Consider the following 22,756-nt stretch of genomic DNA (forward strand, 5'->3'; position numbering starts at 1 on the left):
TCAAGCTTCAAGAAAAAGCGGGGGCTGTGTACGCGATCTAAACGGTGCTAAAGCCAGAAGCTGCAAGCGAAACCAGTGAGCTCCGCTTGCAGCTTGTAGCTTGCAGCTTGCAGCTTAAGAAGGCACCACCGCTGCCTGCCCGCTCATGGCCAGGTCGACCAGCTCGCGGTTGGCCACCGCATACATCGCATAGTCGTTGCCGCTGGCATTGCGCAGGTCATCGAGCATCGCGCGCCAGCGCTCTACCATCACCCGGTGCTGCTCGGCCCACAGCGCCACACGGGCGTCCATGTCTTGCGGCCCGTCGGCCATTTGCAGGACCGAAATGGTGATCGCCCGCTGCTGCAAGTCGATGTCGTCACGGAAGGCCTCGCGGGCCAGCGCCTGCCAGTTGTTTTCCACCGGCAGGTTGCTGATTTCCTGCAGGTACCAGGTCAGGTCCAGCGCGCTGCCCACGGCGAAGAACGCCTTGGCCACCTGCGCCGGCTCATGCCCGGTAACGTCAGCCGCTTCGATGATCGGCAGCAACGTGTACAGGTGGCTGGTACCGGCCACCATGCGCGCCAGCAGTTCCGGCACGCCAGCCTCGACGAAGCCCTGGTAGCGCACCATCCAGCGTTCGCGGGTCGGGCCTTCGAGCAACTCATCCAGCTTGAGCCCGAGTTGCGCGATTTTCGGCCCGAAGTGCGCGGTGTCGCGCCCGGCGTCCTGCTCGTTGCGGCGGCTGCGCAGGAACCAGCGGGTTGCACGGCGGCCCAGGCGCATCAGCTCATCCATCAACGTGAGCTGGACCTCCGCCGGCACCTGGTAGTCGAGGGCCTCGATCTGGCGGAACCAGTGCGGCAGGTGGAAGATGTCGCGCACGATCACGTAAGCCCCGGCCACGTTGGCTGGGCTCATGCCAGTCGACTCCTTCAGGCGCTGGACGAAGGTGATGCCCATATTGTTGACCAGGTCGTTGGCGATCTGGGTGCTGACGATTTCACGCTTCAGGCGGTGGCGGCGCATGGATTCGGCGAACTTGCTGACCAGCGACGGCGGGAAGGCGGTTTCCATGTCGCGCGTCAGGTAGTCGTCGTCGGGCACCTGCGACTTCAGCAACTGCTCCTTGAGGTCGATCTTGCTGTACGAGATCAGCACCGACAGCTCGGCACGGGTAAGGCCATGGCCGGCGGCCAAGCGTTCGGCCAGTTGCTCCTCGGACGGCAGGAACTCGATGGCACGGTCCAGTTTGCCCCGCGCCTCCAGGTCAGCCATCAGGCGCTTGTACTCGGCAATGCGTTCACGGGCGCGGCGGGCGGCCAGCGACAACGCCTGGGTCTGCTTGTAGTTGTTGCCCAGCACCAGGCTGGCGACTTCATCGGTCATGCTGCCGAGCAGCTGGTTACGCTGCTTCTCGGTCATGTCGCCACTCTGCACCACTTCATTGAGCAGGATCTTGATATTGACCTCGTGGTCAGAGCAGTCCACGCCGCCGGCGTTGTCGATGAAGTCGGTGTTGGTCGCCCCGCCGTGCAGGCCGAACTCCACCCGGCCAAGCTGGGTCATGCCCAGGTTGCCACCCTCGCCCACCACCTTGCAGCGCAGCTCGTTGCCGTTGACCCGCAGCGCGTCGTTGGCCTTGTCGCCGACGTCGGCGTGGCTTTCGCTGCTGGCCTTGACGTAGGTGCCGATCCCGCCATTCCACAGCAGATCGACCGGGGCCTTGAGCAACGCGTTCAGCAACTCGGTCGGGGTCAGGCGGTCGGCTTCGATGGCGAAGCGTTCCTTCATCTGCGGGCTGATGGCAATGCTCTTGGCGCTGCGCGGGAAGATGCCACCGCCTTCGGACATGATGCTGGTGTCGTAGTCGGTCCAGGCCGAGCGCGGCAGGTCGAACAGGCGCTTGCGCTCGGCGAAGCTGGAAGCCGGCTCGGGGTTGGGGTCGATGAAGATGTGCAGGTGGTTGAACGCGGCCACCAATTGCAGCTTGTCGGACATCAGCAGGCCGTTGCCGAATACGTCGCCGGCCATGTCCCCCACACCGATGACGGTGATCGGGTCTTCCTGCACGTTGATGCCGCGCTCACGGAAGTGCCGCTGCACGCCGACCCAGGCGCCGCGGGCGGTAATGCCCATTTTCTTGTGGTCGTAGCCGGCCGAACCGCCCGAGGCGAAGGCGTCGCCCAGCCAGAAACCGTAGTCGATGGCAATGCCGTTGGCGATGTCGGAGAAGGTCGCGGTACCCTTGTCGGCCGCCACCACCAGGTACGGGTCGTCATCGTCGTGGCGCACCACGTTGGCCGGCGGCACCACGCCGCCATCCTTGAGGTTATCGGTGATGTCGAGCAGGCCGGAAATGAAGATGCGGTAGCACGCCACGCCTTCGGCCGCGATCTCGTCACGGCTGCCGCCCAGCGGCAGGCGCCGCGGCAGGAAGCCGCCCTTGGCACCCACCGGCACGATCACCGAGTTCTTCACCTGCTGGGCCTTGACCAGGCCGAGCACTTCGGTGCGGAAGTCTTCTTCGCGGTCGGACCAGCGCAAGCCACCACGGGCCACGTTGCCAAAGCGCAGGTGCACGCCCTCGACCCGCGGCGAATAGACGAATATCTCGAACTTGGGCACCGGCTTGGGCAGCTCGGGAATCAGCCGCGGGTTGAACTTGAAGCTGAAATACGACTTGTTCTGGCCGTTGGCGTCCGGTTGGTAGAAGTTGGTGCGCAGGGTGGCCTTGATCAGGTCCAGGTAGCGGCGCAGGATGCGGTCTTCGTTGAGTACCTGCACCTCGTCCAGCGCGGTCAGAATGGCCTGTTCCAGGCGCTGCTGCTTGTCGTCCAGGTCGTCCTGGGTCAGCTTGCGCGCCAGGTAGAAGCGGGTCTTGAACAGCCGGGTCAACTCACGGGCGATGTCAGTGTGGTTGTTCAGGGTGCTGGCGATGTAGCCAAGGTCGAAGCCCAGGCGGATCTGCTTGAGGTAACGGGCGTAGGCACGCAGCAGTGCCACGTCGCGCCAAGGCAGGCCGGCGGTCAGTACCAGGCGGTTGAAGGCATCGTTCTCGGCATCGCCGCGCACGATATGGATGAACGCGTCCTGCAGGGTGTCATTGAGCTGCTGGATATCCAGGCTAAGGCCTTCGCTGTAGGTGAAGGCGAAGTCGTGGATCCAGTACTCACGGCCACTGGCATGGCGCAGCCGGTACGGGAACTCGCCGAGTACGCGCAGGCCGAGGTTTTCCAGAATCGGCAACACATCGGACAGCGCCAGCGGCGTGTCCACGTGGTACAGCTTGCAGTGCAGGATGCGCTCGCCGACCTGGGTCAACGGCTGGTAGAAGCTCATCGCCAAGGGCTTGCTTTCCGACAGGTTGAGCACGTGCTGCAGGTCTACCACCGCCGAGTGGGCGGCGAAACGCTCGCGGTAGCCCGCCGGGAAGCCGGTGGGGAAGTCGGCCAGGATGTTGGTGCCCTGGGCTTCGCCGAAGTTCTCCACGACCAGCGCAGAATAGTCGTCGCGCCACGAGCGGCAGGCCTGCACCACTTCGCGCTCCAGCTGCTGCGGGTCGATGTCGATGCGGTTTTTCGGGTCGACCCGCAGAATCAACTGCACGCGGGCCAGCACCGACTCGGAGAAGAACGTCCAGAACTCGCAGTCGCTGGCCTTCAGGCGCTCCATCAATACCTGCTGGATCTTCTGCCGCACTTCGGTGGAGTAGATTTCCCGCGGCACGTAGGCCAGGCAGTAGCAGAAGCGGCCGTACGGGTCCTTGCGCAGGAACACGCGGATCTTGTTGCGCTCCTGGATCTGCACGATCGCCATGACCGTGGTGAACAGCTCGTCGATCGGCGTCTGGAACAGGTCGTCGCGCGGCAGCACCTCCAGCACCTGGGCCAGCTCCTTGCCCAGGTGAGCCTTGGGATCGAAGCCCGAACGGCGCTCCACTTCCGCGACCTTGCCGCGGATGTACGGTATGGCATGCACGCTTTCGCCGTACACCGACGAGGTGTACAGGCCCATGAAGCGGTGCTCCTTGATGACCTTGCCGTCGGCGTCCAGCTGGCGGATCGAGACGTAGTCCGGGTAGGCCGGGCGGTGCACGCGGCTGGGCAGCGCGGCCTTGGCGAACGACAGCAGCAGCGGCTCGTTGAGGTAAGCCACGGCGTAGTCTTCGATGCGCAGCTCGTCGGCCGTCAGGCCCACACGCAGGCGGCGCGGCAGGCCGAGGAACGACTGTTCGTCGTAGACCATCTGGCCGCCATCGGCGGTGCTGGCAACGGTGAATTCCTCATAGCCGAGGAAGGTGAAGTGGTTGTCCAGCAGCCACTCGAGGAAGGCCTTGACCTCGCCCTTCTCGTTTTGCGCCGGGCCGAACGCGGTTTGCTCCACCTTGGCGAGCACTTCCTGCAGCTTGGCTTTCATCGGCTCGAAGTCGGCAACCGCCACCCGAACCTCAGCCAGCACCTGTTCGATCTCGCGGGTCAACACGGCCAGTTCGGCGGCGTTGGCGCAGCGGTCGATCTCCAGGTACATCAGCGACTCGTGCTGCACCCCCTCGCCCCGGCTGCCCTTGGGCAGCAGCTCCAGCAGCTCGCCGTTGGCGCCCCGGCGCACGCTGAGCACGGTGGTTTGCAGGGTGTGGATGCTATAGCCGCGGCGGTTGAGCTCGGTACGTACCGAGTCGACGAGGAACGGCAGGTCGTGGTGCAGCACCTCGACCACGGTGTGGGTCGACTGCCAGCCGTTGCGTTCGTAATCGGGGTTGTACACGCGTACTTGCGGGGACTCGGGGTCGAAACGCTCGATGATGCGCCAGGCCGACAGGGTGCAGCCGGCCAGGTCGGAAAGCCTGCGCTGGGTGAGTTCGTCCAGAGAGATGATGCCGAAGAACTGATCGGCGAACAGCGCCACTTGTGGCAGGGACTGTTCGCTGATGTGCTGCGCCAGGGCCGCTTGCAGTTGGTGCTGGAAGTCGGCTTTGCTGGCTGCGGTGAAGAACGCCATCTGTGGTACTCCGCTTGGGCTTTGTAATAGTTGAAGCGTCGCTGCGTGCGCCATTTACGGATCAACGATAGCCAACCCGTGGCAAGGCGGACGGTAAAAACCAGAGGTGGAACGTGCGCAGGCACGCCCGGGCTTGGCGAAGCTTAACGACTGATCGGTCATCAAGGCTTGCAGCGCTGCGACAATTTCGGTCAAGGGGCGGTAACTTTACGTTTATGCATGTAGCCAAGACTGTCAGAATTCCCTTCCGTTTCCTTTGATCCGAGCCTGCTCATGCAAATCAACACCGCCCTGCTGTTCGCCACCCCTTGCGATGACGAGGAAGACAACATGGCGACCCTGTGCTGCCACAGCGACAAGGGCCAGATGTTCCTGCTTACCCGCTACCCGGACGAAGACACCGTCGACCTGACCCTGGATGACGAGCCGTCGACGCTGGACGGGCTGAAAGTGACCTTGAGTGCCAAGCGCCTGCTGATCGAAGTGGCCGCCGGTGACCGCGATGCGCTGAAGGGGGATGAGGTGCTGGAAATCAACCTGACCAGCGACCTCAGTGACCTGGATGAGGTGAAGGAAACCCTGGAGAACATCCTGGCCGGCACTGGCACCTTCGTCTGCGAGCTTTAGGGCTTCATACGCCGCGCGTCGCCCCTGCTCATGCCAGCGCTTGTTGCATTGCTTTAGCCTGCGCCCGCAATGCCTCACAAAACGGCTCCACCGCAGCCGAAGCCGGCCGATGATCCGGGCGGATCAGCATCACCTGGTATGGCACCGATACCCGCAACGGCCGGATCGGCAGCCCGCCCTGCGCGGCCTCCAGGCCGCTCAGCGGGTTGATGATGGCAACCCCCAGGCCCTGGCGCACCATGGCGCAGACCGAAGCCGCACTGGTCGTCTCGATCACCGTGCGGCGGTTCACACCCGCCGCGCGAAAGTGCTGGTCCAGTTGCTGGCGGTAGGTGTCCAGGCTGGCCAGGTTGATGAAATCGACTTCGTGAAAATCGCTCAACGCCAGCTCGGCCTTGGCCTGCAACGGGTGGTGTTCGGGCAGCACGCACACCATGTTGGCGCTGAACAGCCGCTCCCCATACGCCCCGCGCGGTATCTGCTCGACCTCGGTCAGGCCCAGGTCGTGCTGCTGGGCCACCAGTGACTCCTCCAGCAACGGCGATTCCTGGGCCAGAATGCTCACACTCACCCCCCGGTGCTGCTGGTGAAAGCGCTGGCAGGCCTTGGGCAGCAGGGTTTGCGAGAACAGCGGCAGGCAGGTGATGGCCAACCGGCCTTGCTCGAAATTGCGAATGGCCTGGGCAAAGCGGTCGATCCGTTCCAGCCCGACATAGGCGCGCTCCACCTCCTCGATCAACAGCAGTGCCTGGGCTGTCGGCACCAGCCGCCCACCTTCGCGCTGGAACAGGTTCAGCCCGCTGACCTGCTCCAGCCGGGCCAGCTCGCGGCTGACGGTGGGCTGCGAAGTGAACAGCAGGCGAGCTGCGGCGGTGACGCTGCCCGCCGCCATGATGGCGCGGAACACTTCGATATGGCGAACGGACAATTTCACGGCAACGCCCTGCGTAATGACAGTGGCTATATCAGATATGAATGGCCGACAGAAAAAAAGCTATTTTTCTGAATTCCTGCTTTATCGCATCCTGCTTTCCTTCCTGGTATCACCTGAGCGAGTAGCGCCAACATGACAACACCCTTCACCCTCCTGGCCGAGGCAGTGCGCCAACATGGCTCGCCGTTGTGGGCCTACGACACCGGCACCATCGCCGAGCGTGTCGAACAGCTGAAGGTGTTCGACACCGTACGCTTCGCCCAGAAAGCCAACCCCAACCTGCACGTGCTGCGCCTGATGCGCGGCCACGGCCTGGTGCTGGACGCCGTGTCGCTGGGCGAGATGGAGCGGGCCTTCGCTGCCGGCGCCAGCGTTCAGGGCGACCCGGCCGGCGTGGTGCTGACCTGCGATGCACTGGACCGGCCTACCCTGGAGCGGGTGGTGGCAGAAAAGATCGAAGTGAACGCCGGCTCCATCGACATGCTGCGCCAACTGGGCGAGCGCTCCCCTGGCCACCGCGTGTGGGTCCGCATCAACCCCGGCTTTGGCCACGGCCATAGCCGCAAGACCAACACCGGCGGTGAAAACAGCAAGCACGGCATCTGGCATGAGCAGCTGGACGAAGCGCTGGGCGTGATCAAGGCACACGGCCTGCACCTGGTCGGCGTGCACATGCACATTGGCTCGGGCGTGGATTACCAGCACCTGGAACAGGTAGCCCGCTCGATGATCGAGCTGGTCGGCCGCCTGGGGGTGGACATCGAGGCGTTTTCCATCGGGGGCGGGCTTTCCACCCCCTACCGCAGCAGCGACAAGCCGGTCGACCTGCAGCGCTACGCCCAGACCTGGGCAGTGGCACGCAAGGAAATCGAAGCGATGCTCGGCCACCCGGTGCGTATGGAGATCGAACCCGGCCGCTTCCTGGTGGCCGAGTGCGGCTACCTGGTGGCCGAGGTGCGGGCGGTGAAACAGGTGGGGCGCAATACCTTCGTGATGATCGACGCCGGCTTCAATGACCTGATGCGCCCGGCCATGTACGGCGCCTACCACGGCATGACCCTGCTCGATGCCAACGGCCAGCCGGTGGAGCGCCCACGCCAGCCAACCGTGGTGGCCGGGCCGCTGTGCGAGTCGGGTGACGTATTCACCCAGGACGACCAGGAACTCACCCCGCAAGACCTGCCGCAAGCACAGGTGGGCGACCTGCTGGTGATCCACGATGCCGGGGCCTATGGCGCATCGATGTCGTCCAACTACAACAGCCGGCCACTGCTGCCAGAGTTCCTGATCGAGAACGGTGCACTGCGGATGATCCGCCGGCGGCAGACCGTGCAGGACCTGCTGGACTTGGAAGCGGGCCTTTAAGCACTCTTCTGCCGGCTAGGCCATACCGCCCATGTAGTGCTCCAGGCGGCCGCGCAGCCAGCGCTCGGCCGGGTCATTGTCGGTAGTGCTCAGCCAGACCATGGCCAGCTCCAGCGCCGTGGCGGCGAACGGCAGTTGCTCGGCCTGCAGGTTGCCCCAGCGCTCCATCCCCTGGGCCGCGTAATCGGGGCAGCAGGCCAGCAGTTCGGTACCGGCCAGGATCGCCGGCAGCGTACTGAATTGCGGCACCGACAACACCACCTGGCGTTCGCGCCCCAACTCCTTGAGCCAGTCATCGACTACACCGTGGGTATTGGCCGTAGGCGAGACCTGAACGTGCGGGCGGGCGCAGAACTCATCCAACGTCAACGCCCTGGTGGATTTGTCGGCGCGCACCACCCTGGCCTGCATGCTGCGCAATACCTTGCGCTTGGCATTGGCCGGCAGGCCCCGGGTCTGGCTGATGCCGACCGTGACGTCACCCGCCGCCAGCAAGTCGGGAATGCGCCAGTAATCCACGTGCTGCACGACCACCACCACGTTCGGCGCCTCGACCCGCAGCGCCCGCAACAACGGCGGCAACAGCCCGGACTCGACGTCATCGGACAAACCGATGCGAAAGGTCATCTTGCTGGAAAGTGGGTCGAAGTCGTGGGTCAGGCTAAGGGCCACAGACATCGCATCCAGGGCCGGGGTGAGGTGCTTGATCACTTCCTGGGCGCGGGCCGATGGCTCCATGCGGTTGCCCACACGGATCAGCAACGGGTCATTGAACATCGCCCGCAACCTCGCCAGCGCAGCGCTGACCGTAGGTTGGGCGACGAACAGCTTTTCTGCGGCGCGGGTAAGGTTGCGCTCCTGCATCAGCGCTTCGAACACCACCATCAGGTTGATATCGGCTTTGCGCAGTTCGTTGCGGTTCATTGGCGCTCCCGGCCCATTGTGGTTGTGCTTGCTCGATTTCAGCACTGACAAGCACCCTGGTCGAGTCAACGTTGGTAGATAACCTGGCAGGGCGGCCCTTGGCGGCGACCCGATTGCCCGACAGCGGACAGTCCGGTTACCCTTCCTTCTCCTCCCCTCACGGCCGCCCCAGCCGTGCTCCGCCCAGGCTCCCACCGCGATGAACCGTAAAGCTGACCCGCCACCGTCCGACTGGGTAATCCGCAGCGACCAGCCGGGCGGCATCGAGCGTATCGAAGCCTGGTTCGGCAGCCACGGTTACGACCCGCATCGCCACGATACCTACTCGGTCGGGCGAACCCTGGCCGGCGTGCAAAGCTTCCATTACAAGGGCTCGCTGCGCCACGGCATACCCGGCAACACCCTGGTGCTGCACCCGGACGAGCTGCATGACGGCATGGCCGGCACCAACGCAGGCTTTCGCTACCGCATGGCTTACGTAGACCCGGCCCTGATCCAGAACATGCTGGGTGGCCAGCCGCTGCCCTTCATCGCTGGCGGGCTGTCCAGCGACCCACGGCTGTACCAGGCCAGCGAGGCACTGGTACAGGCCGTGGACCACCCGTTGGAGCCGCTGGAGCAGCAGGACGCCCTGTACGACCTGGCCATGGCCTTGTTGGCGGTCGGCGGCAAACCACGCGGGCGCAAGCGCCTGGATTACCAAGCCGCCGAGCGGGCCCGGGCTTTCATCATGGCGCACCTGCACCAGAGCATTACCCTGGACATGCTCGAACAGGCCAGCGGCCGCGAGCGCTGGAGCCTGTCGCGTGATTTTCGCACGCTGTACGGCACCAGCCCCTACCGCTTCGTCACCTTGCGCCGCCTCGACTGTTTGCGGCGCATGGTGGTCGACGGCTTCAGCCTGGTCGATGCGGCCCTTGCTGCCGGCTTTCATGACCAGAGCCACATGACCCGGCATTTCACCCGTTGCTATGGGGTGCCGCCCTTGCGTTGGCTGGAGCGCCTGCGCCCCACCCGCTGACTTGCAGGATCGTACAAGATGCGCCTGTTGCAGACCGTTAGGCTGGCCACTCCACTCAACGAGGAATTGTCATGTCTGAAGCCCGTATCCCCTCCCAGCCTGCCAACCTGCTGCACAAAGCCTCGCTGATCGAGCAGCAGTGGAGCCCCAGGGTCGTTGCCGAAATGAACGACTACCAATTCAAGGTGGTGCGCATTGAAGGCGAATTCATCTGGCACGCACACCCGGAAACCGACGAAGCATTTCTGGTGCTGGAGGGTGTTTTGCGCATCGATCTGCCCGATGGCTGTGTGTACGTCAACCCCGGTGAGCTGTACGTCGTGCCGCGCGGTATCGAACACAGGACAGCCGCAGAGGGCGAAGCAAAACTGATGATGATCGAGCCCCGCGGCATTCTGAACACCGGGCATGAGGGCGGCGAGCGCACCGCCGTCAATGATGTCTGGATCTAACAACAGAAGCCGCTTTACTTGTTGTGCGTAGCACTCGCTTGGCAATAATTCACCACGTTCAACTGCCAAACAGCCATTTTGCGTCTTGGTCACCCCTTTTCCATGCCTACCATCGCAACCCGATGAAAATCCACCGCCGTATAATTGGATCCAATATCGAGGATGCCTTGAATGCGAACACTGGAAATGGACTATGGCCACGGCGACCAAGTCGCCAGCCATTGCCACGCTGAAGACCAGCTGATCTATGCCGCCAGCGGGGTAATGCGCGTCAGCAGCGCGGGAGGCGACTGGGTGATCCCCGGCGGGCATGCACTGTGGGTGCCTGCCGGGGTCAGCCACGCCATCCGCATGCAGGGCATGGTGAGCATGCGCACGTTGCTGCTCGACGCCGGCATCGCGTGCTGCCAGGTCATCGTGGTATCCAGCTTGCTGCGGGAACTGATCCTGGCCGCGTCACGCATGCTCGACCGGCGTGACGGCGAGCATGCACGGGCATTGATCCTGAACGAGTTGTCCGCCGCTCGGCGCATCCATGCCTTCGTGCCCACGCCCTCGCACCCGCGCTTGCGTGCTTGGTGCGAGGGCTTTCTCCAGGACCCGGCCCAGGACCTGACGCTGGCGCAGTGTGGCGCGCAGTTGAACCTGAGTGCGCGCAGCGTGGCGCGGCTGTTTCAACGCGAACTGGGCATGTCGTATGGCGAGTGGCGCGCCCGCGCACGGGTAATGCTCAGCCAGCAATGCCTGGCGCAGGGGCAGCCGATTCTCAACGTGGCGCTGGAGCACGGTTACCAAAGTGCAAGCGCGTTCACCGCCATGTTCAAGCGCATCCTCGGCTACGCGCCGAGTGACTGGCAGCACAACCTCACACGCGGTCACTGAACAGCAGGTTGTCCCGCTTGCGCGCAGGCTTGTCCTGCTTGCGACAGCGCCGCTTCCCCATCCCTGGTTAACCTCGCATCACCCTCTTCAAGTGGCCTGTGTGATGCCTTTACTGCACTTTTCTCCCTTCACTGCCCGGCTGGGCGCCACGCTCGCCGTGCTGGGTGCCCTCACGGCGTGCACGCGGCAGCCGGCCCCCGCCGCGCCGCCACCCGTGCTGCAGGCAAACCCGTTGGCAGACCTGCCGGCGGGAGTCAGCCAGCAGCCGTTACCCGCGCGATGGTGGGCGCTGTTCCAGGACCCGCAACTCAACCACTGGGTACAGCTGGCCCTGGCGCATAACCAGGACCTGGCCCAGGCAGACGCCACTGTCCAGGCCATGCTGGCGGGTATCGGTGAATTCGACGCGCGCCGCTGGCCCGCCACTGCAGTGGAGGTTGGCGCAACCTATGGCAAGAGCGCCGATGACCAGACCCTGGCCGAGGCCACTGACAGCCATGCGCCGTCACAATGGCAATTCAGCCCCGGCATCGAGCTGGCCTACCAGGTGGATGTCTGGGGTCAGGTACGTGCGGCCATCGAGCGTGCCCGCGCTCAAGCCGATGCCAGCGCTGCAGCACGGGACTTGGTACGCCTGCAGGTGGTCACCCAGACCAGCCGCGCCTACCTGGCTCAATGCGTGTATGGCGCACGCCTGGCCCAGGCCAGGCAGTCGTTGCAAAGCCTCGAGCGCAGCGTGCAATTGAGTGAACGCCAGCAACAGGCCGGCGTGGCAACGGCGCTCGACAGCGAGCGCCTGCTGGGCTTGCGTGAGCAGGTGCGGGCGCAACTGCCGATGCTCGTTGCCAGGCGGCAAATGGCGCTCTACGAACTGGCCATGCTCAGTGGCCAGGCGGCTGCAGCACCGGTAGGCGACTGCAGCGCCATCCCCACGGTGTCGGTGCCGCTACCGCTTGGAGATGGGTGGCGCCTGCTCGAGCGAAGGCCGGATCTGCGCCAGGCAGAACGGGAACTGCGCGCTGCTGCGCTGGAGACCGAAATCGCCCGGGCGGACCTGTACCCGAAGGTCAGCTTCGGCGCCTCGTTGACCTCCTCCGCCGCTCACCTGGCCGACCTCGGCGACAGCCGCGCGGTGATGTTCGGGATCGGCCCGCTGATTCACTGGCAGTTCCCCAACCTGAAGGCCAATCGCGCGCGCGTTGGCAAGGCCCGAGCATTGCAGCAGGCGCAGGTCGCCCGCTACCAGGGCGTTGCATTGAATGCGCTGAAGGACGTGCGCCAGGCGCTGGCGCGTTACGCCGGTGAGCGGCAGCGCCTGCAGGCACTGGAGGCAGCGCTTGGCCATAGCCAGCGGGGCTTTGCCCTGGCCCAGAACAACTACCGCGCCGGCACGGCTGACGGCCTGGCATTGCTCGACAGCGAACGCGAACTGATCCGCCTGCGCGCCAGCCAGGTCGAGGCCCAAGGGCGCCTGGCGCAGGCACAGGTCAACCTGTTCCGCGCGCTGGGTGGTCGGTGGTAGCGCGCAGCAACAACCCACAGGGACCGCGCTGGGCCGAGAGCCTTTTCAATGATCAGGGAGTCGCTGCCCTGTAACAAACGCCAAGGCCAGCGCGGTCCCTGTGGGAGATTCTATGGTTCCTGGCAAGGGTAGCCGGAGCATCTTCAGCGCCTGTGAGATCGAGCGCCGCCCGCGCGGCGCAATCGCGAGCTGCGCTCGCTCCTACGTTTGTTTCGGGCCAGTAACGCCTGTGACAGGCGCGCGCGGCCGCCTTGTTTGTACGGCGCGATATTGAGGCATGCACCAAGGCGTTCGCGCGTGAATCCCACAGGAATAATTGGCCCGAAACAAACGTAGGAGCGAGCGCAGCTCGCGATCGCGCCGCGCGGGCGGCGCTCGCTCTAACAGGCGCTGCCATAACTTGTGGCAAACACCTCTCAGCCCTAAGGCGATCCCTGTGGGCTTGCCGGCGATGGGCTGCGCAGCAGCCCCAACATCAGAAATGGAAACCGAAAATGAATGCCGCCGTAGAACAGAACGCCCCCGCCGAAGCAGCACAGCAAGCCAGCACCAGACCCCGCCGCCGCCAGGCCTGGATCGCCGGCGGCAGCCTGGCGGCCGTCACGGTGCTGGCCTTCGCCAGCTACTGGCTCACCACCGGCCGCTACCTGCAAACCACCGACGATGCTTATGTCCGTGCCGATTGGGTGGCACTGAGCCCGCGCGTTGCCGGCTATGTTGCCAAGGTGGAAGTGGCGGACGACCAGCCAGTCCAGGCCGGCGATGTACTGGTACGGCTGCAAGACCAGGACTACCGCGCGCGTGTCGAGCAGGCCCAGGCCAGCGTGGCCGAAGCCCAGGCCGCACTGGCCGCCGCACAGGCTGGCCAACAGCTGGCGGCCGAGCGCATCAACCAGCGCCAGCACGCCATCCAGCAGGCTGAAGCGACCGTGCGCAGCGCCACCGCCGAGCGCCAACGCACTGCCCTGGACGTGCAGCGCTACCGCGGCCTGGTACGCGATCAAGCGGCCACCGCGCAGCGCCTGGAAAGCGCCAACGCCCAGGCGGCCCAGGCACAAGCGGCGCTGCAAGGGGCCCAGGCCGCGCTGCGCGAACAACGCGCTCAACTGGCCATGGCCAAGGCCCGCTCTACCCAGGCCGACGCCGAGCTGCAACAGCGCGCAGCCGCCTTGGCCCACGCCCAGGCTCGCCGGCAACTGGCCAGCCAGGACCAGCACGACACCGTGATTCGCGCCCCGCTCGCTGGCATCGTGGGCCAACGCCGCGTGCGTGCTGGCCAGTACGTGGTGCCCGGCCAGCCGCTGCTGGCAGTGGTGCCGGTACAGCAGGCCTACGTGGTCGCCAACTACAAGGAAACCCAACTGGCCCGCATGCGCCCCGGGCAACCCGTGGAAATCCGCGTCGACAGCTTTGCCGGCCAGCCACTGCACGGCCGTGTGGCCAGTTTCTCCCCTGCCTCGGGCAATGTCTTCGCCCTGCTGCCGTCGGACAACGCCACTGGCAACTTCACCAAGATCGTCCAGCGCTTCCCGGTGCGCATCCTGCTCGACCCAGCGCCCGCAGGCCCGCAGCTGCTGCCGGGCATGTCGGTGGTGAGCATCGTCGACACCCGTCCTGCCGAGGTTGCCGATGGCCACTGAGCAACCCGTCACGTTGCGCGCCTGGGTCGCCGTGCTCGGCGGCCTGTTCGGCTGCTTCATGGCCGGCATGAACGTGCATGTCACCAGCGCCGCGCTGCCGGAAATCCGGGGTTCGCTGGGCGCCAGCTTCGAGGAAGGCTCATGGATCTCAACCGCCTACCTGGTGGCGGAAATCGTCATGATCCCGCTGACCGCGTGGCTGGTCGAAGTGTTTTCGCTGCGCCGGGTGATGTGGACCGGCTCGCTGATCTTCCTGCTGGCCTCGGTGGCCTGCTCGTGGGCCCCCAACCTGGAAACGATGATCACCCTGCGCGTAGTGCAGGGCGCGGCCGGCGCGGTGCTGATCCCGCTGTCGTTCCAGTTGATCATTACCGAGCTGCCAGCCAGCAAGATGGCCATGGGCATGGCGCTGTTCAGCCTGGCCAACAGCGTGGCACAGGCGGCCGGGCCGTCGATTGGCGGCTGGCTGACCGACGCCTATTCATGGCGCTGGATCTTCTACCTGCAACTGTTCCCGGGTATCGCCCTGCTGTTCGCCATCGCCTGGTCGATCGACGCCAGGCCGATGCAACTCGCGCTGCTGCGCAAAGGCGACTGGCTGGGCATCGCGGCCATGGTGATCGGCCTGGGTGGCTTGCAGATCGTGCTGGAAGAAGGCGGCAGGCTGGACTGGTTCGGCTCATCGTTCATCGTTGGCATGAGCGCGATCGCCGGAATTGCCCTGGTGGTGTTCGTGATTACCCAACTGCGCGGCCAGCGCGCCTTCATCAATTTGCGCTTGCTGGGGCGTTACAACTTCGGCGTCGCCAGTGTGGCCATGTTCATCTTCGGCGCGGCAACCTTCGGCCTGGTGTTCCTGGTGCCCAACTACCTGTCGCAACTGCAGGGCTTCAGCGCCCAAGACGTGGGTGTAGCACTGATCGCCTATGGCGTGGTGCAGTTGCTGCTGGCGCCCATGATGCCGCGGCTGATGGGCTGGACCAGCGCCAAGTTCATGGTCGCCAGCGGTTTCCTGATCATGGCCCTCGGTTGCTGGCTGGGGGCAAGCCTGAGCGCCGACAGTGCCGACAACGTGATCATCCCGTCCACTGTGGTACGTGGCATCGGCCAGCCGTTCATCATGGTAGCGTTGTCGGTGCTGGCGGTGGCCGGGCTGGACAAGCGTGAAGCCGGGTCGGCGTCGGCCGTGTTCTCGATGCTGCGCAACCTGGGGGGCGCGGTAGGGACGGCCGGGTTGACCCAGCTGGTGGCCACCCGCGAGCGTTTCCACAGCGAACGCATCCACGAGCAGGTCAGCGTGTTCGAGCCGGGCATGCAGGAACGCATCAACCACACGGTGCAGAGCTGGTTGCCGCAGCAGCAACAGGCGCTGGAGGGGTTGGCGGCAACCATTCGCCGCGAAGCGTACCTGATGGCCTACAGCGACGCATTCTACCTGGCGTGCCTGGCCTTGCTCGGGTGCGCCCTGGCAGCGATGATGTTGCGGGCCAGGCAGAACACCTGAAAAGCGTCAGCGGGAACCGTGGGTGCTGGGCTGCACCGCAAGGTGCAGCCTGCTCGCCGACCACCCGGCACACGTCGCTGGTACACTCTCGGCCGACGACAGGTGCGAGACAGAACACAGGTATGAACCCGACGCGCTATGCCACTGTGGCCAAGGACTTGATGGCAGGCATTGCCAATGGCCGGTATCCGGTGGGCAGCCTGCTGCCAACCGAGCACGAGCTGTGCGACCTTTACGGTGTGAGCCGGCACACGGTACGTGCCGCGATCGACCAGTTGCTCGGCCAGGGGCTGGTATCGCGACGCAAGCGCGTCGGCACCCGGGTCGAGGCCAGCAGCCCCCGCGGGGGCTACACGCAGTCGCTGGCCAGCGTCGCCGACCTGGCACAGCTGGCGCCAGATCAGCGCTGGCAGATCCGCGATGTGCAGCACTTCGTTGCCGACCTGGGCCAGGCGGCACGGCTGGGGCTGGTGCCGGGTGAGCACTACTTTTGCCTGTCGAGCATCGCCGTGGCGCAGGCTGCGCCGCCGCTATGCTGCACCCAGGTCTATGCACAGCGGGACTACGGCGAAGTCATCGAACGCGCCCGCGAGCAGCCCGAACAGCCGATTGCCAGGCTGATCGAGCAGCATTACGGCCGCGCGATCGCGGTGATCGACCAGCAAGTACGGGCGGTAGCGCTGACGGCAGAGCTGGCCCACGCGCTGAAGGCGCAGGTGGGTTCGGCGGGGTTGCAGATCATTCGCCACTACCGCGAAGAGAACGGCGACCTGATGGCCGTGGCCGAGACGATCCACCCGCATGACCGTTTTACCCTGGTTACCCAGTTGCGCCGGGATCGCGCAGCGGGGTAAGCCGTTTCACAATTCAAGGCGCCCTTACAGCGCTCAACCCAAGGCAAGGTCGACAGGCATGGCAGCAGACAACACGCGGATGCTTACAGTGGGCGAAGTCGCCAAGCGCAGCGGTGTGGCAGTGTCAGCGCTGCACTTTTATGAAGCCAAGGGGCTGATCGCCAGCGTTCGTACGGCGGGCAACCAGCGCCGCTACCCTTCGCTGGTACTGCGCACCCTGGCGATCATCAAGGTGGCACAGCGCACCGGTATCGCACTGGAGGAAATCCGCCAGGCATTGAGCCGCTATGCGCCCAACAGCAAGCTGACCGCGGCGCAGTGGGGCGAAATGTCGAGCGCCTGGCGCGAAGACCTGAATGCACGCATCCGTACTCTGGAGGCGCTGCGCGACAGCCTCGACAACTGTATTGGCTGCGGCTGCCTGTCACTGCAGGACTGCCCCCTGCGCAACCCCGGGGATGTGCTGGCCAAGGAAGGGAGCGGCGCGCGGATTCTGGAAAAGAAGGCGCGCTAGCCTCGTCCTTTCACGCCACGTGCGATTCCTTGCAGGGGCGTGTGGCTTGAAGGTGATGAGTAGTTGGAACCATTGCCGCCCTTCACCTCCCTAACCCTGTGCTATCAACCCAAAGCCGCTTACAGGAAGGAATATAGCCATCATGAAACGCGAACAGATCGAAGGTGTTGCCGAGAACCTTGCAGGCAAGGCGCAGAGCGCTGTAGGCCGGCTGGTCGAAGACCCGGCGCTGGAAGCCGAAGGCGATGCGCGTCAGGCGGCAGGCCAGGTGACCAAGACCTATGGTGATGCCGTGGACACGGTGACTTCGTTCGTCAAGGAAAAGCCTATCGCCGCACTGGCCATCACCGCCGCCGTCACACTGGTGATTTCTCGCCTGCTGCGCCGTTGACCCAAGGCGCAACAGGCGGTTCAGGGCCGGACATGGCGTCCGGCCCACGCCATTACCGGCTGGCGATATTGTAGGCAAGACAAAGGTGCAATACCTGTGTGAGCGGGCCCGCGAACACCGGCTCAGCCTGTGCCATGCAGCGCGCTGGCTTCTTCGCGGGCTTGCCCGCTCCCACAGGGATCGCATCAGGGCTGGCAGTTGTTGGCCAGAGAGCGCTGAAGAGGCTGGGGCGAGCGACCTGCGGTGTTAGTCATTCTTGCCCAACATGTACTGGTCAAAATGCTTGATATGCTCGTCCAGGTTATCTTCGAGCATCATCCGGTACTGCTCGCAGAAGTATTTCAGGATCTCGTCCCGCGCAGCGCCCAGTTCGGCGCCGCTCTTGAAACTGCGGGCGCTCATCCAGGCGCTGAAGCGCGCGGCACCGAAGGTCAGCGAGGCGCTAACCTTGCCCAGGTCCTCGACCCTGTCGATCTGCTGGTTGGCCAGTTCTATGTGCGCATCGGCACGGTCGTAGAAGGCCTGGTCGGTAGCTTGGGTCATGGCGGTTCACCTGGTTGTGCAAGACGAGCGAAAGGCCAAGCCTTGCATGTCGCGGCGCATACGTGCAAGGCTGAAAAAGGATTACCAAAGTCGAAAAAGGACTCACAGTACCTCATGCTCGGAATCACACGTATCCATCGCTATTTGCGCCCACTGCCTGCAAAACCGACTGCAGCCAGTGGGCGTGACCTCAAGGCCAAACGTGCCGCCCGCCTCACTTCCAGGTTCGCCAACCTGCTGTGTACCCCCCGCTCCATCCCCCCCTACATCTGCGTTACCCCCCAGCGCCCTCCTGTCGACCGCGTGCCCCCTACCTGACTGCCATTGCTGCAGCTCGCACGCCATGCTCGCCTGTTGCAGGCGGGATGTCCGACCCACCGACAAGGGGCAACAACCCATGCTTTTCTTTCACGGCAAACGCATCTTCAGCGCTATCTTCGATATGGATGGCACCCTCTTCGACACCGAACGCCTGCGCTTCAAGACCCTCAAGCAAGCGTCGCTGGAAATCTTCGGCAAACCGCTGGGCGAGCACACACTGCTCGGCTCTCTGGGCCTGAGCGCGAAAAAAGCCGAAGCCTTGGCCAAGGCGCATAACGGCGCAGACTTCCCCTATGCCGCCATCCGCCAGCGCGCCGATGAACTGGAGCTGGAGTACGTGCGCAATCACGGTGTGCCGATCAAGCCCGGCCTGCTGGAGGTGCTGGAGCGCCTGCGCAAGGCCGGCTTGACCATGGCCGTGGCCACCTCCAGCCGCCGCGCCATCGCCGAGGAATACCTGATCAACGCCAATGTGCTGAAGTACTTCGACATCACCGTGTGTGGCGATGAAGTCAGCCAGGGCAAACCCCACCCGGAGATTTTCCTGAAGGCCGCCCGCGCACTCAACTGCCCGCCAGCGCAGTGCTTCATGGTCGAGGATTCGGAAAACGGCATGCTGTCGGCCATGCGTGCCGAGGGCCAGGCGATTCTGATCGAAGACATCAAGCCACCTGCCGCCGACATCAAGGCCGGCGCACTCAAGGCTTACCACAGCATGCCGGAGTTCCTCGCCGACCTGAATGCATGCGTGCCCGAGCTGGGCATGCCCGCGCTCAGCGAGCCCTTCCCGGCGTCGTTGAACCAGTTCCGTGTCGGTATTCATGGCTTTGGCGCCATCGGCGGCGGCTACCTGACCCAGGTGTTTTCCCATTGGGACGGCTACACCCGGCCCTGCGAAATCATCGCCGCTACCCGCTCACGCATGCTGCGCGAGAGCGTGAGTGCCTTCGGCAGCTACAGCGTGCGCTATGGCAGCACCTCGTTCGACCAGACCATCGACAATGTGCGCATGATCGACCTGGACGACGAACAGGCGGTGATCGCCATGTACAACGACGCCGAGATCATCGGCCTGAGCCTGCCTGAACAGGCCATTCGCAACCAAGCCAGGGTAATTGCCCAAGGCCTGCTGCAGCGTTTCGAGCGCCGCGGCCGCGAACTGACGTTGCTGATCGTGCTGAACAAGGTGGGTGGCGGCGCGTTCGTGCGCCGGCATGTGCAAGCCGAGCTGGCGACCTTGTGCCCGCCAGCGATCTGCGAGCAGGTAATGCTCAAGACCCATTTCGCGGAAACGGTAGTCAGCCGCATCGTTTCCAAGCTGAGCAACGATGCGCTGGTGCGGCAATTGCGGATCAAGTCGCAGATGTTTCGCAACAGCCTGGAAGAAGAGCCTGCCGCCCCCCGCAGTGCCTCGGCGCCGCCGGCTGAATACGAGCGATTGCTCGGGCATTTCAGGCCCTTTGCGCAGCCCAGCAGCGCCATGAGCCAACTGCACCTGGTGCTGTTCAACAGCGAAGCCGACATGCCGTTGTATGTCGAGCGCGGCAGCGATCTGCTCGAACGCCTGCGCCAAGTGCACACGGTGCCGGATATTACCGAGATCCAGGTCATCAAGAACCGCCTGTGGAACGGCCCGCACGCGATCATTGCCTGGTACGCCAGCCTGCTGGGCCATGCCTGGGTGGGCCAGGGCATGGGCGACGCCCGCGTCAATGCCCTGGCCGAGCGGCTGATACGCCAGGAAGTGGCGCCCGCCCTGGAAGCGGAGTACCCGCAAATGAGCGAGGTGATCAGCCGGTTCGCCGACGCCTTTCTGGCGCGCTGCAAAACCTCGTTCAAGGACCCGTGCGCCCGCGTCGGCCGCGACCCGCTGCGCAAACTGCAGCGCAATGAACGTATCCTCAGCAGCATCGAGCTGGCCGGCAGGCACGGCATCGACACCCCGGCCCTGGCCTTTGGCGCGGCATTGGCCATTCACCACGCCCTGCGCTGCGACGATGCGAAGAACCTGGACGCCCAGGCGATCAGGCAGGTGTACCTGGACCATGATCACAGCGTCGAGGCTGTGCTGACCTACCAGGGCATCTGCAACGGCAAGCGCTTCCCGGCCTTGAACCCGCTCAGCGACGCGCCGCTGATCAATGCCATTGCCGAGGCCTTCCGGCAATACCAGCACGCGCACCCGGCCCCGCTGCCCGCTTCGCGCTGCATAGGCGCGTAACGCGCGCCTTTTTGCCGCGGCGCCAGCTGCGAACACCGGCCCGGCCGGTGTAAGCGCCTGCGCCGCGCGCTTTGCCAACGCCCCCTCGCGCACCTCCTTGCCGCCCGGCCCGCCACCTCTGGAGCCCCACTGCAGGCTAATTGTGTCATTCCCTGCTTGATAATGACACAAGGTGTCATTATGATCGCCGTGTGTCCTGGCGACCTCCCTGTGTCGCTCAGCAATTCACCGCCCTTTCCTGCAGGTACCGCCTATGACGACCACCATGCACGCCCCCAAGGACCAACTGGTCAAGCACGCCCAGCAGCAGATGCTGACGGCCCTGGCCGACAACACCTACAGTACCCGGCAAAAGCTGGCCCTCACCTGCCGCATCCTGTTCGACGGCGGCCACGACTCGGGGCTGGCCGGGCAGATCACCGCCCGCGCCCAGGAGCCTGGCACCTATTACACCCAGCAACTGGGCCTGGGCTTCGACGAAATCGCCGCCTCCAACCTGCTGGTGGTGGACGAAGACCTGACCGTGCTGCAAGGCCGTGGCATGGCCAACCCGGCCAACCGTTTCCACAGCTGGCTCTACCGCGCCCGGCCTGACGTCAACTGCATCATCCACACCCACCCGCTGCACAGCGCCGCCCTGTCGATGCTGGAGGTACCGCTGGCCATCTCGCACATGGACCTGTGCCCGCTGTTCGACGATTGCGCCTTCCTCAAGGACTGGCCTGGTGTGCCGGTAGGCAATGAAGAAGGCGAAATCATCGCGGCGGCCATCGGCGACAAGCGCGCGATCCTGCTTTCACACCATGGCCTGCTGATCGCTGGCGGCTCGATCGAAGAAGCCTGCGTGCTTGCCCTGCTGTTCGAGCGGGCCGCCAGGATGCAGCTGCTGGCCATGGGGGCCGGTGACATCCGCCCCATCCCCGAAGCCCTGGGCAAGGAAGCCCACGACTGGATCTCCACCCCTAAGCGTCATGGCGCCGCGTTCAGCTATTACGCGCGGCGTGCCTTGCGGGCCCACGGCGACTGCCTGGCCTGACTCGAAGCTGTACTCTTCCCTCAACAACGGCAAAGGTGCCTGGTCATGTCTACACCTGTAATTCGCGGCGTCATCGGCTACACCATCACTCCCTTCTCGGCAGACGGCACACTCGACCTGGAGGCTTTGGGCACGTCCATCGACCAATTGATCAAGCACGGCGTGCACGCCATCGCGCCGCTGGGCAGCACCGGCGAAGGCGCCTACCTGAGCGACAGCGAATGGGAAAGCGTGGTGCGCTTCAGCCAGGCGCGCATCGCCGGGCGCGTACCCAGCGTGGTCAGCGTCTCCGACCTGACCACCGCACGCACCGTGGAGCGTGCGCGCCTGGCGCAGGCATGCGGGGCCACGGCGGTCATGGTGCTGCCCGTTTCGTACTGGAAACTCACCGAAGCCGAAGTGGTGGCCCACTACAAGGCCGTCGGCGCCGCCATCGACATCCCGATCATGCTTTACAACAACCCGGGCACCAGCGGCACCGACCTGTCGGTGGAACTGATCCTGCGCATCCTCGCCGAGGTGCCGAATGTGACCATGGTCAAGGAAAGCACCGGTGACATTCAGCGCATGCACCGCCTGTTCCAGGCCAGCAAGGGCCAGGTGGCGTTCTACAACGGTTGCAACCCGCTGACCCTGGAGGCCCTGGTGGCAGGCGCGAGCGGCTGGTGCACCGCCGCGCCCAACCTGATCCCGGCATTGAACCTGGCATTGTGGGACGCCGTGCAGCAAGGCCAACTGGCCGAAGCCCGCACGCTGTTCTACCGCCAGTACGAACTGCTGGAATACATCACCCGCCGCGGCCTGCCCACCACCATCAAGGCCGGCCTGAAGCTGCTGGGCCAGGATGTCGGCGCGCCCCGCCTGCCGTTGCAGGCGCTGGATGCGCAAGGCAGCGACTATCTGAAAAACCTGCTGACCGAACTGGCTGCCTGACCCTCGACAGCGCAGCCCTTTAAGCGCGGGTTACCCGCGCAACAGGCAACGCGCTGGGTGGCGGGATCGCTGCCGGCGTTTGCATGGCCGCC

18 protein-coding genes are annotated in these 22,756 nt (G+C 64.7%); 14 read left to right on the top strand and 4 right to left on the bottom strand.

Going from position 1 to position 22,756, the window contains the following annotated elements; translation table 11 throughout:
- Positions 1-114: 114 nt before the first annotated feature.
- Positions 115-4,980 (bottom strand): NAD-glutamate dehydrogenase, encoded by a 4,866-nt coding sequence (locus tag FPB55_RS18000; RefSeq protein ID WP_144188950.1) that lies wholly within the window; start codon positions 4,978-4,980, stop codon positions 115-117.
- Between the two features lie 273 nt (positions 4,981-5,253).
- On the opposite strand from FPB55_RS18000, the gene FPB55_RS18005 reads away from it, so the two are divergent.
- Positions 5,254-5,607 carry a hypothetical protein gene (locus tag FPB55_RS18005; protein ID WP_009684028.1) on the top strand — a complete coding sequence of 118 codons (354 nt, stop codon included), beginning with the start codon at positions 5,254-5,256 and terminating at the stop codon, positions 5,605-5,607.
- A gap of 28 nt (positions 5,608-5,635) precedes the next feature.
- Here FPB55_RS18005 and FPB55_RS18010 read toward each other — a convergent pair whose 3' ends face one another.
- Positions 5,636-6,541, bottom strand: a complete 906-nt coding sequence (locus FPB55_RS18010; RefSeq protein ID WP_125855035.1) for a LysR family transcriptional regulator — start codon at positions 6,539-6,541, stop codon at positions 5,636-5,638.
- 132 nt (positions 6,542-6,673) lie between these two features.
- Between FPB55_RS18010 and lysA the strand changes: the two genes are divergently transcribed.
- Positions 6,674-7,906: a diaminopimelate decarboxylase gene (lysA, locus tag FPB55_RS18015; RefSeq protein WP_009684030.1), complete on the top strand. Its 1,233-nt coding sequence runs from the start codon at positions 6,674-6,676 to the stop codon at positions 7,904-7,906.
- A gap of 15 nt (positions 7,907-7,921) precedes the next feature.
- On the opposite strand, the gene FPB55_RS18020 is transcribed toward lysA, so the two are convergent.
- Positions 7,922-8,875, bottom strand: coding sequence for a LysR substrate-binding domain-containing protein (locus tag FPB55_RS18020; RefSeq protein ID WP_054905098.1), 954 nt, complete (start codon positions 8,873-8,875; stop codon positions 7,922-7,924).
- Between the two features lie 154 nt (positions 8,876-9,029).
- Between FPB55_RS18020 and FPB55_RS18025 the strand changes: the two genes are divergently transcribed.
- From FPB55_RS18025 to FPB55_RS18065, 9 genes are all read left to right on the top strand, one after another.
- Entirely contained in the window at positions 9,030-9,851 is an 822-nt protein-coding gene (locus FPB55_RS18025) for an AraC family transcriptional regulator (RefSeq protein WP_125855033.1), read from the top strand.
- 71 nt (positions 9,852-9,922) lie between these two features.
- A complete protein-coding gene (locus FPB55_RS18030; protein WP_009684033.1) occupies positions 9,923-10,303 on the top strand; it encodes a cupin domain-containing protein in 381 nt (126 codons plus the stop codon).
- Between the two features lie 171 nt (positions 10,304-10,474).
- Positions 10,475-11,185: a helix-turn-helix transcriptional regulator gene (locus FPB55_RS18035; RefSeq protein WP_125855032.1), complete on the top strand. Its 711-nt coding sequence runs from the start codon at positions 10,475-10,477 to the stop codon at positions 11,183-11,185.
- Positions 11,186-11,288: 103 nt separating this feature from the next.
- A complete protein-coding gene (locus FPB55_RS18040) occupies positions 11,289-12,707 on the top strand; it encodes a TolC family protein (protein WP_225786016.1) in 1,419 nt (472 codons plus the stop codon).
- A 494-nt stretch (positions 12,708-13,201) separates the two neighbouring features.
- Entirely contained in the window at positions 13,202-14,347 is a 1,146-nt protein-coding gene (locus FPB55_RS18045; protein ID WP_125854863.1) for an HlyD family secretion protein, read from the top strand.
- Positions 14,337-15,851, top strand: coding sequence for a DHA2 family efflux MFS transporter permease subunit (locus FPB55_RS18050; protein ID WP_144188952.1), 1,515 nt, complete (start codon positions 14,337-14,339; stop codon positions 15,849-15,851). Before FPB55_RS18045 ends, FPB55_RS18050 begins: the two co-directional genes overlap by 11 nt.
- Positions 15,852-15,973: 122 nt before the next feature.
- Positions 15,974-16,705 (top strand): GntR family transcriptional regulator, encoded by a 732-nt coding sequence (locus tag FPB55_RS18055; RefSeq protein WP_110679937.1) that lies wholly within the window; start codon positions 15,974-15,976, stop codon positions 16,703-16,705.
- A 58-nt stretch (positions 16,706-16,763) separates the two neighbouring features.
- Positions 16,764-17,219 (top strand): redox-sensitive transcriptional activator SoxR, encoded by a 456-nt coding sequence (soxR, locus tag FPB55_RS18060; protein WP_029886682.1) that lies wholly within the window; start codon positions 16,764-16,766, stop codon positions 17,217-17,219.
- Between the two features lie 142 nt (positions 17,220-17,361).
- Entirely contained in the window at positions 17,362-17,610 is a 249-nt protein-coding gene (locus tag FPB55_RS18065) for a CsbD family protein (protein WP_009683472.1), read from the top strand.
- A 246-nt stretch (positions 17,611-17,856) separates the two neighbouring features.
- On the opposite strand, the gene FPB55_RS18075 is transcribed toward FPB55_RS18065, so the two are convergent.
- Positions 17,857-18,153, bottom strand: coding sequence for a DUF3144 domain-containing protein (locus FPB55_RS18075; protein ID WP_009683473.1), 297 nt, complete (start codon positions 18,151-18,153; stop codon positions 17,857-17,859).
- A 397-nt stretch (positions 18,154-18,550) separates the two neighbouring features.
- Between FPB55_RS18075 and FPB55_RS18080 the strand changes: the two genes are divergently transcribed.
- The 3 genes from FPB55_RS18080 (at position 18,551) to FPB55_RS18090 (ending at position 22,664) form a co-directional block, all read left to right on the top strand.
- Positions 18,551-20,695, top strand: coding sequence for an HAD family hydrolase (locus FPB55_RS18080; protein ID WP_115294497.1), 2,145 nt, complete (start codon positions 18,551-18,553; stop codon positions 20,693-20,695).
- A gap of 253 nt (positions 20,696-20,948) precedes the next feature.
- The gene (locus FPB55_RS18085) at positions 20,949-21,731 is read left to right on the top strand and encodes an aldolase (protein WP_009683476.1); all 783 of its coding nucleotides are present in this window, start codon (positions 20,949-20,951) and stop codon (positions 21,729-21,731) included.
- A gap of 45 nt (positions 21,732-21,776) precedes the next feature.
- The gene (locus FPB55_RS18090; protein ID WP_047149558.1) at positions 21,777-22,664 is read left to right on the top strand and encodes a dihydrodipicolinate synthase family protein; all 888 of its coding nucleotides are present in this window, start codon (positions 21,777-21,779) and stop codon (positions 22,662-22,664) included.
- Positions 22,665-22,756 lie beyond the last annotated feature (92 nt).

The sequence above is a fragment of the Pseudomonas sp. BJP69 genome, assembly GCF_007633355.1.
GTDB lineage: Bacteria > Pseudomonadota > Gammaproteobacteria > Pseudomonadales > Pseudomonadaceae > Aquipseudomonas > Aquipseudomonas juntendi.

Excerpts from the sequence above, each read along its gene's own strand:
- FPB55_RS18000 (WP_144188950.1), bottom strand. The coding sequence starts at position 4,980 with ATGGCGTTCTTCACCGCAGCCAGCAAAGCCGACTTCCAGCACCAACTG.
- FPB55_RS18005 (WP_009684028.1), top strand. The coding sequence starts at position 5,254 with ATGCAAATCAACACCGCCCTGCTGTTCGCCACCCCTTGCGATGACGAG.
- lysA (WP_009684030.1), top strand. The coding sequence starts at position 6,674 with ATGACAACACCCTTCACCCTCCTGGCCGAGGCAGTGCGCCAACATGGC.
- FPB55_RS18025 (WP_125855033.1), top strand. The coding sequence starts at position 9,030 with ATGAACCGTAAAGCTGACCCGCCACCGTCCGACTGGGTAATCCGCAGC.
- FPB55_RS18030 (WP_009684033.1), top strand. The coding sequence starts at position 9,923 with ATGTCTGAAGCCCGTATCCCCTCCCAGCCTGCCAACCTGCTGCACAAA.
- FPB55_RS18035 (WP_125855032.1), top strand. The coding sequence starts at position 10,475 with ATGCGAACACTGGAAATGGACTATGGCCACGGCGACCAAGTCGCCAGC.
- FPB55_RS18040 (WP_225786016.1), top strand. The coding sequence starts at position 11,289 with ATGCCTTTACTGCACTTTTCTCCCTTCACTGCCCGGCTGGGCGCCACG.
- FPB55_RS18045 (WP_125854863.1), top strand. The coding sequence starts at position 13,202 with ATGAATGCCGCCGTAGAACAGAACGCCCCCGCCGAAGCAGCACAGCAA.
- FPB55_RS18050 (WP_144188952.1), top strand. The coding sequence starts at position 14,337 with ATGGCCACTGAGCAACCCGTCACGTTGCGCGCCTGGGTCGCCGTGCTC.
- FPB55_RS18055 (WP_110679937.1), top strand. The coding sequence starts at position 15,974 with ATGAACCCGACGCGCTATGCCACTGTGGCCAAGGACTTGATGGCAGGC.
- soxR (WP_029886682.1), top strand. The coding sequence starts at position 16,764 with ATGGCAGCAGACAACACGCGGATGCTTACAGTGGGCGAAGTCGCCAAG.
- FPB55_RS18065 (WP_009683472.1), top strand. The coding sequence starts at position 17,362 with ATGAAACGCGAACAGATCGAAGGTGTTGCCGAGAACCTTGCAGGCAAG.
- FPB55_RS18075 (WP_009683473.1), bottom strand. The coding sequence starts at position 18,153 with ATGACCCAAGCTACCGACCAGGCCTTCTACGACCGTGCCGATGCGCAC.
- FPB55_RS18080 (WP_115294497.1), top strand. The coding sequence starts at position 18,551 with ATGCTTTTCTTTCACGGCAAACGCATCTTCAGCGCTATCTTCGATATG.
- FPB55_RS18085 (WP_009683476.1), top strand. The coding sequence starts at position 20,949 with ATGACGACCACCATGCACGCCCCCAAGGACCAACTGGTCAAGCACGCC.
- FPB55_RS18090 (WP_047149558.1), top strand. The coding sequence starts at position 21,777 with ATGTCTACACCTGTAATTCGCGGCGTCATCGGCTACACCATCACTCCC.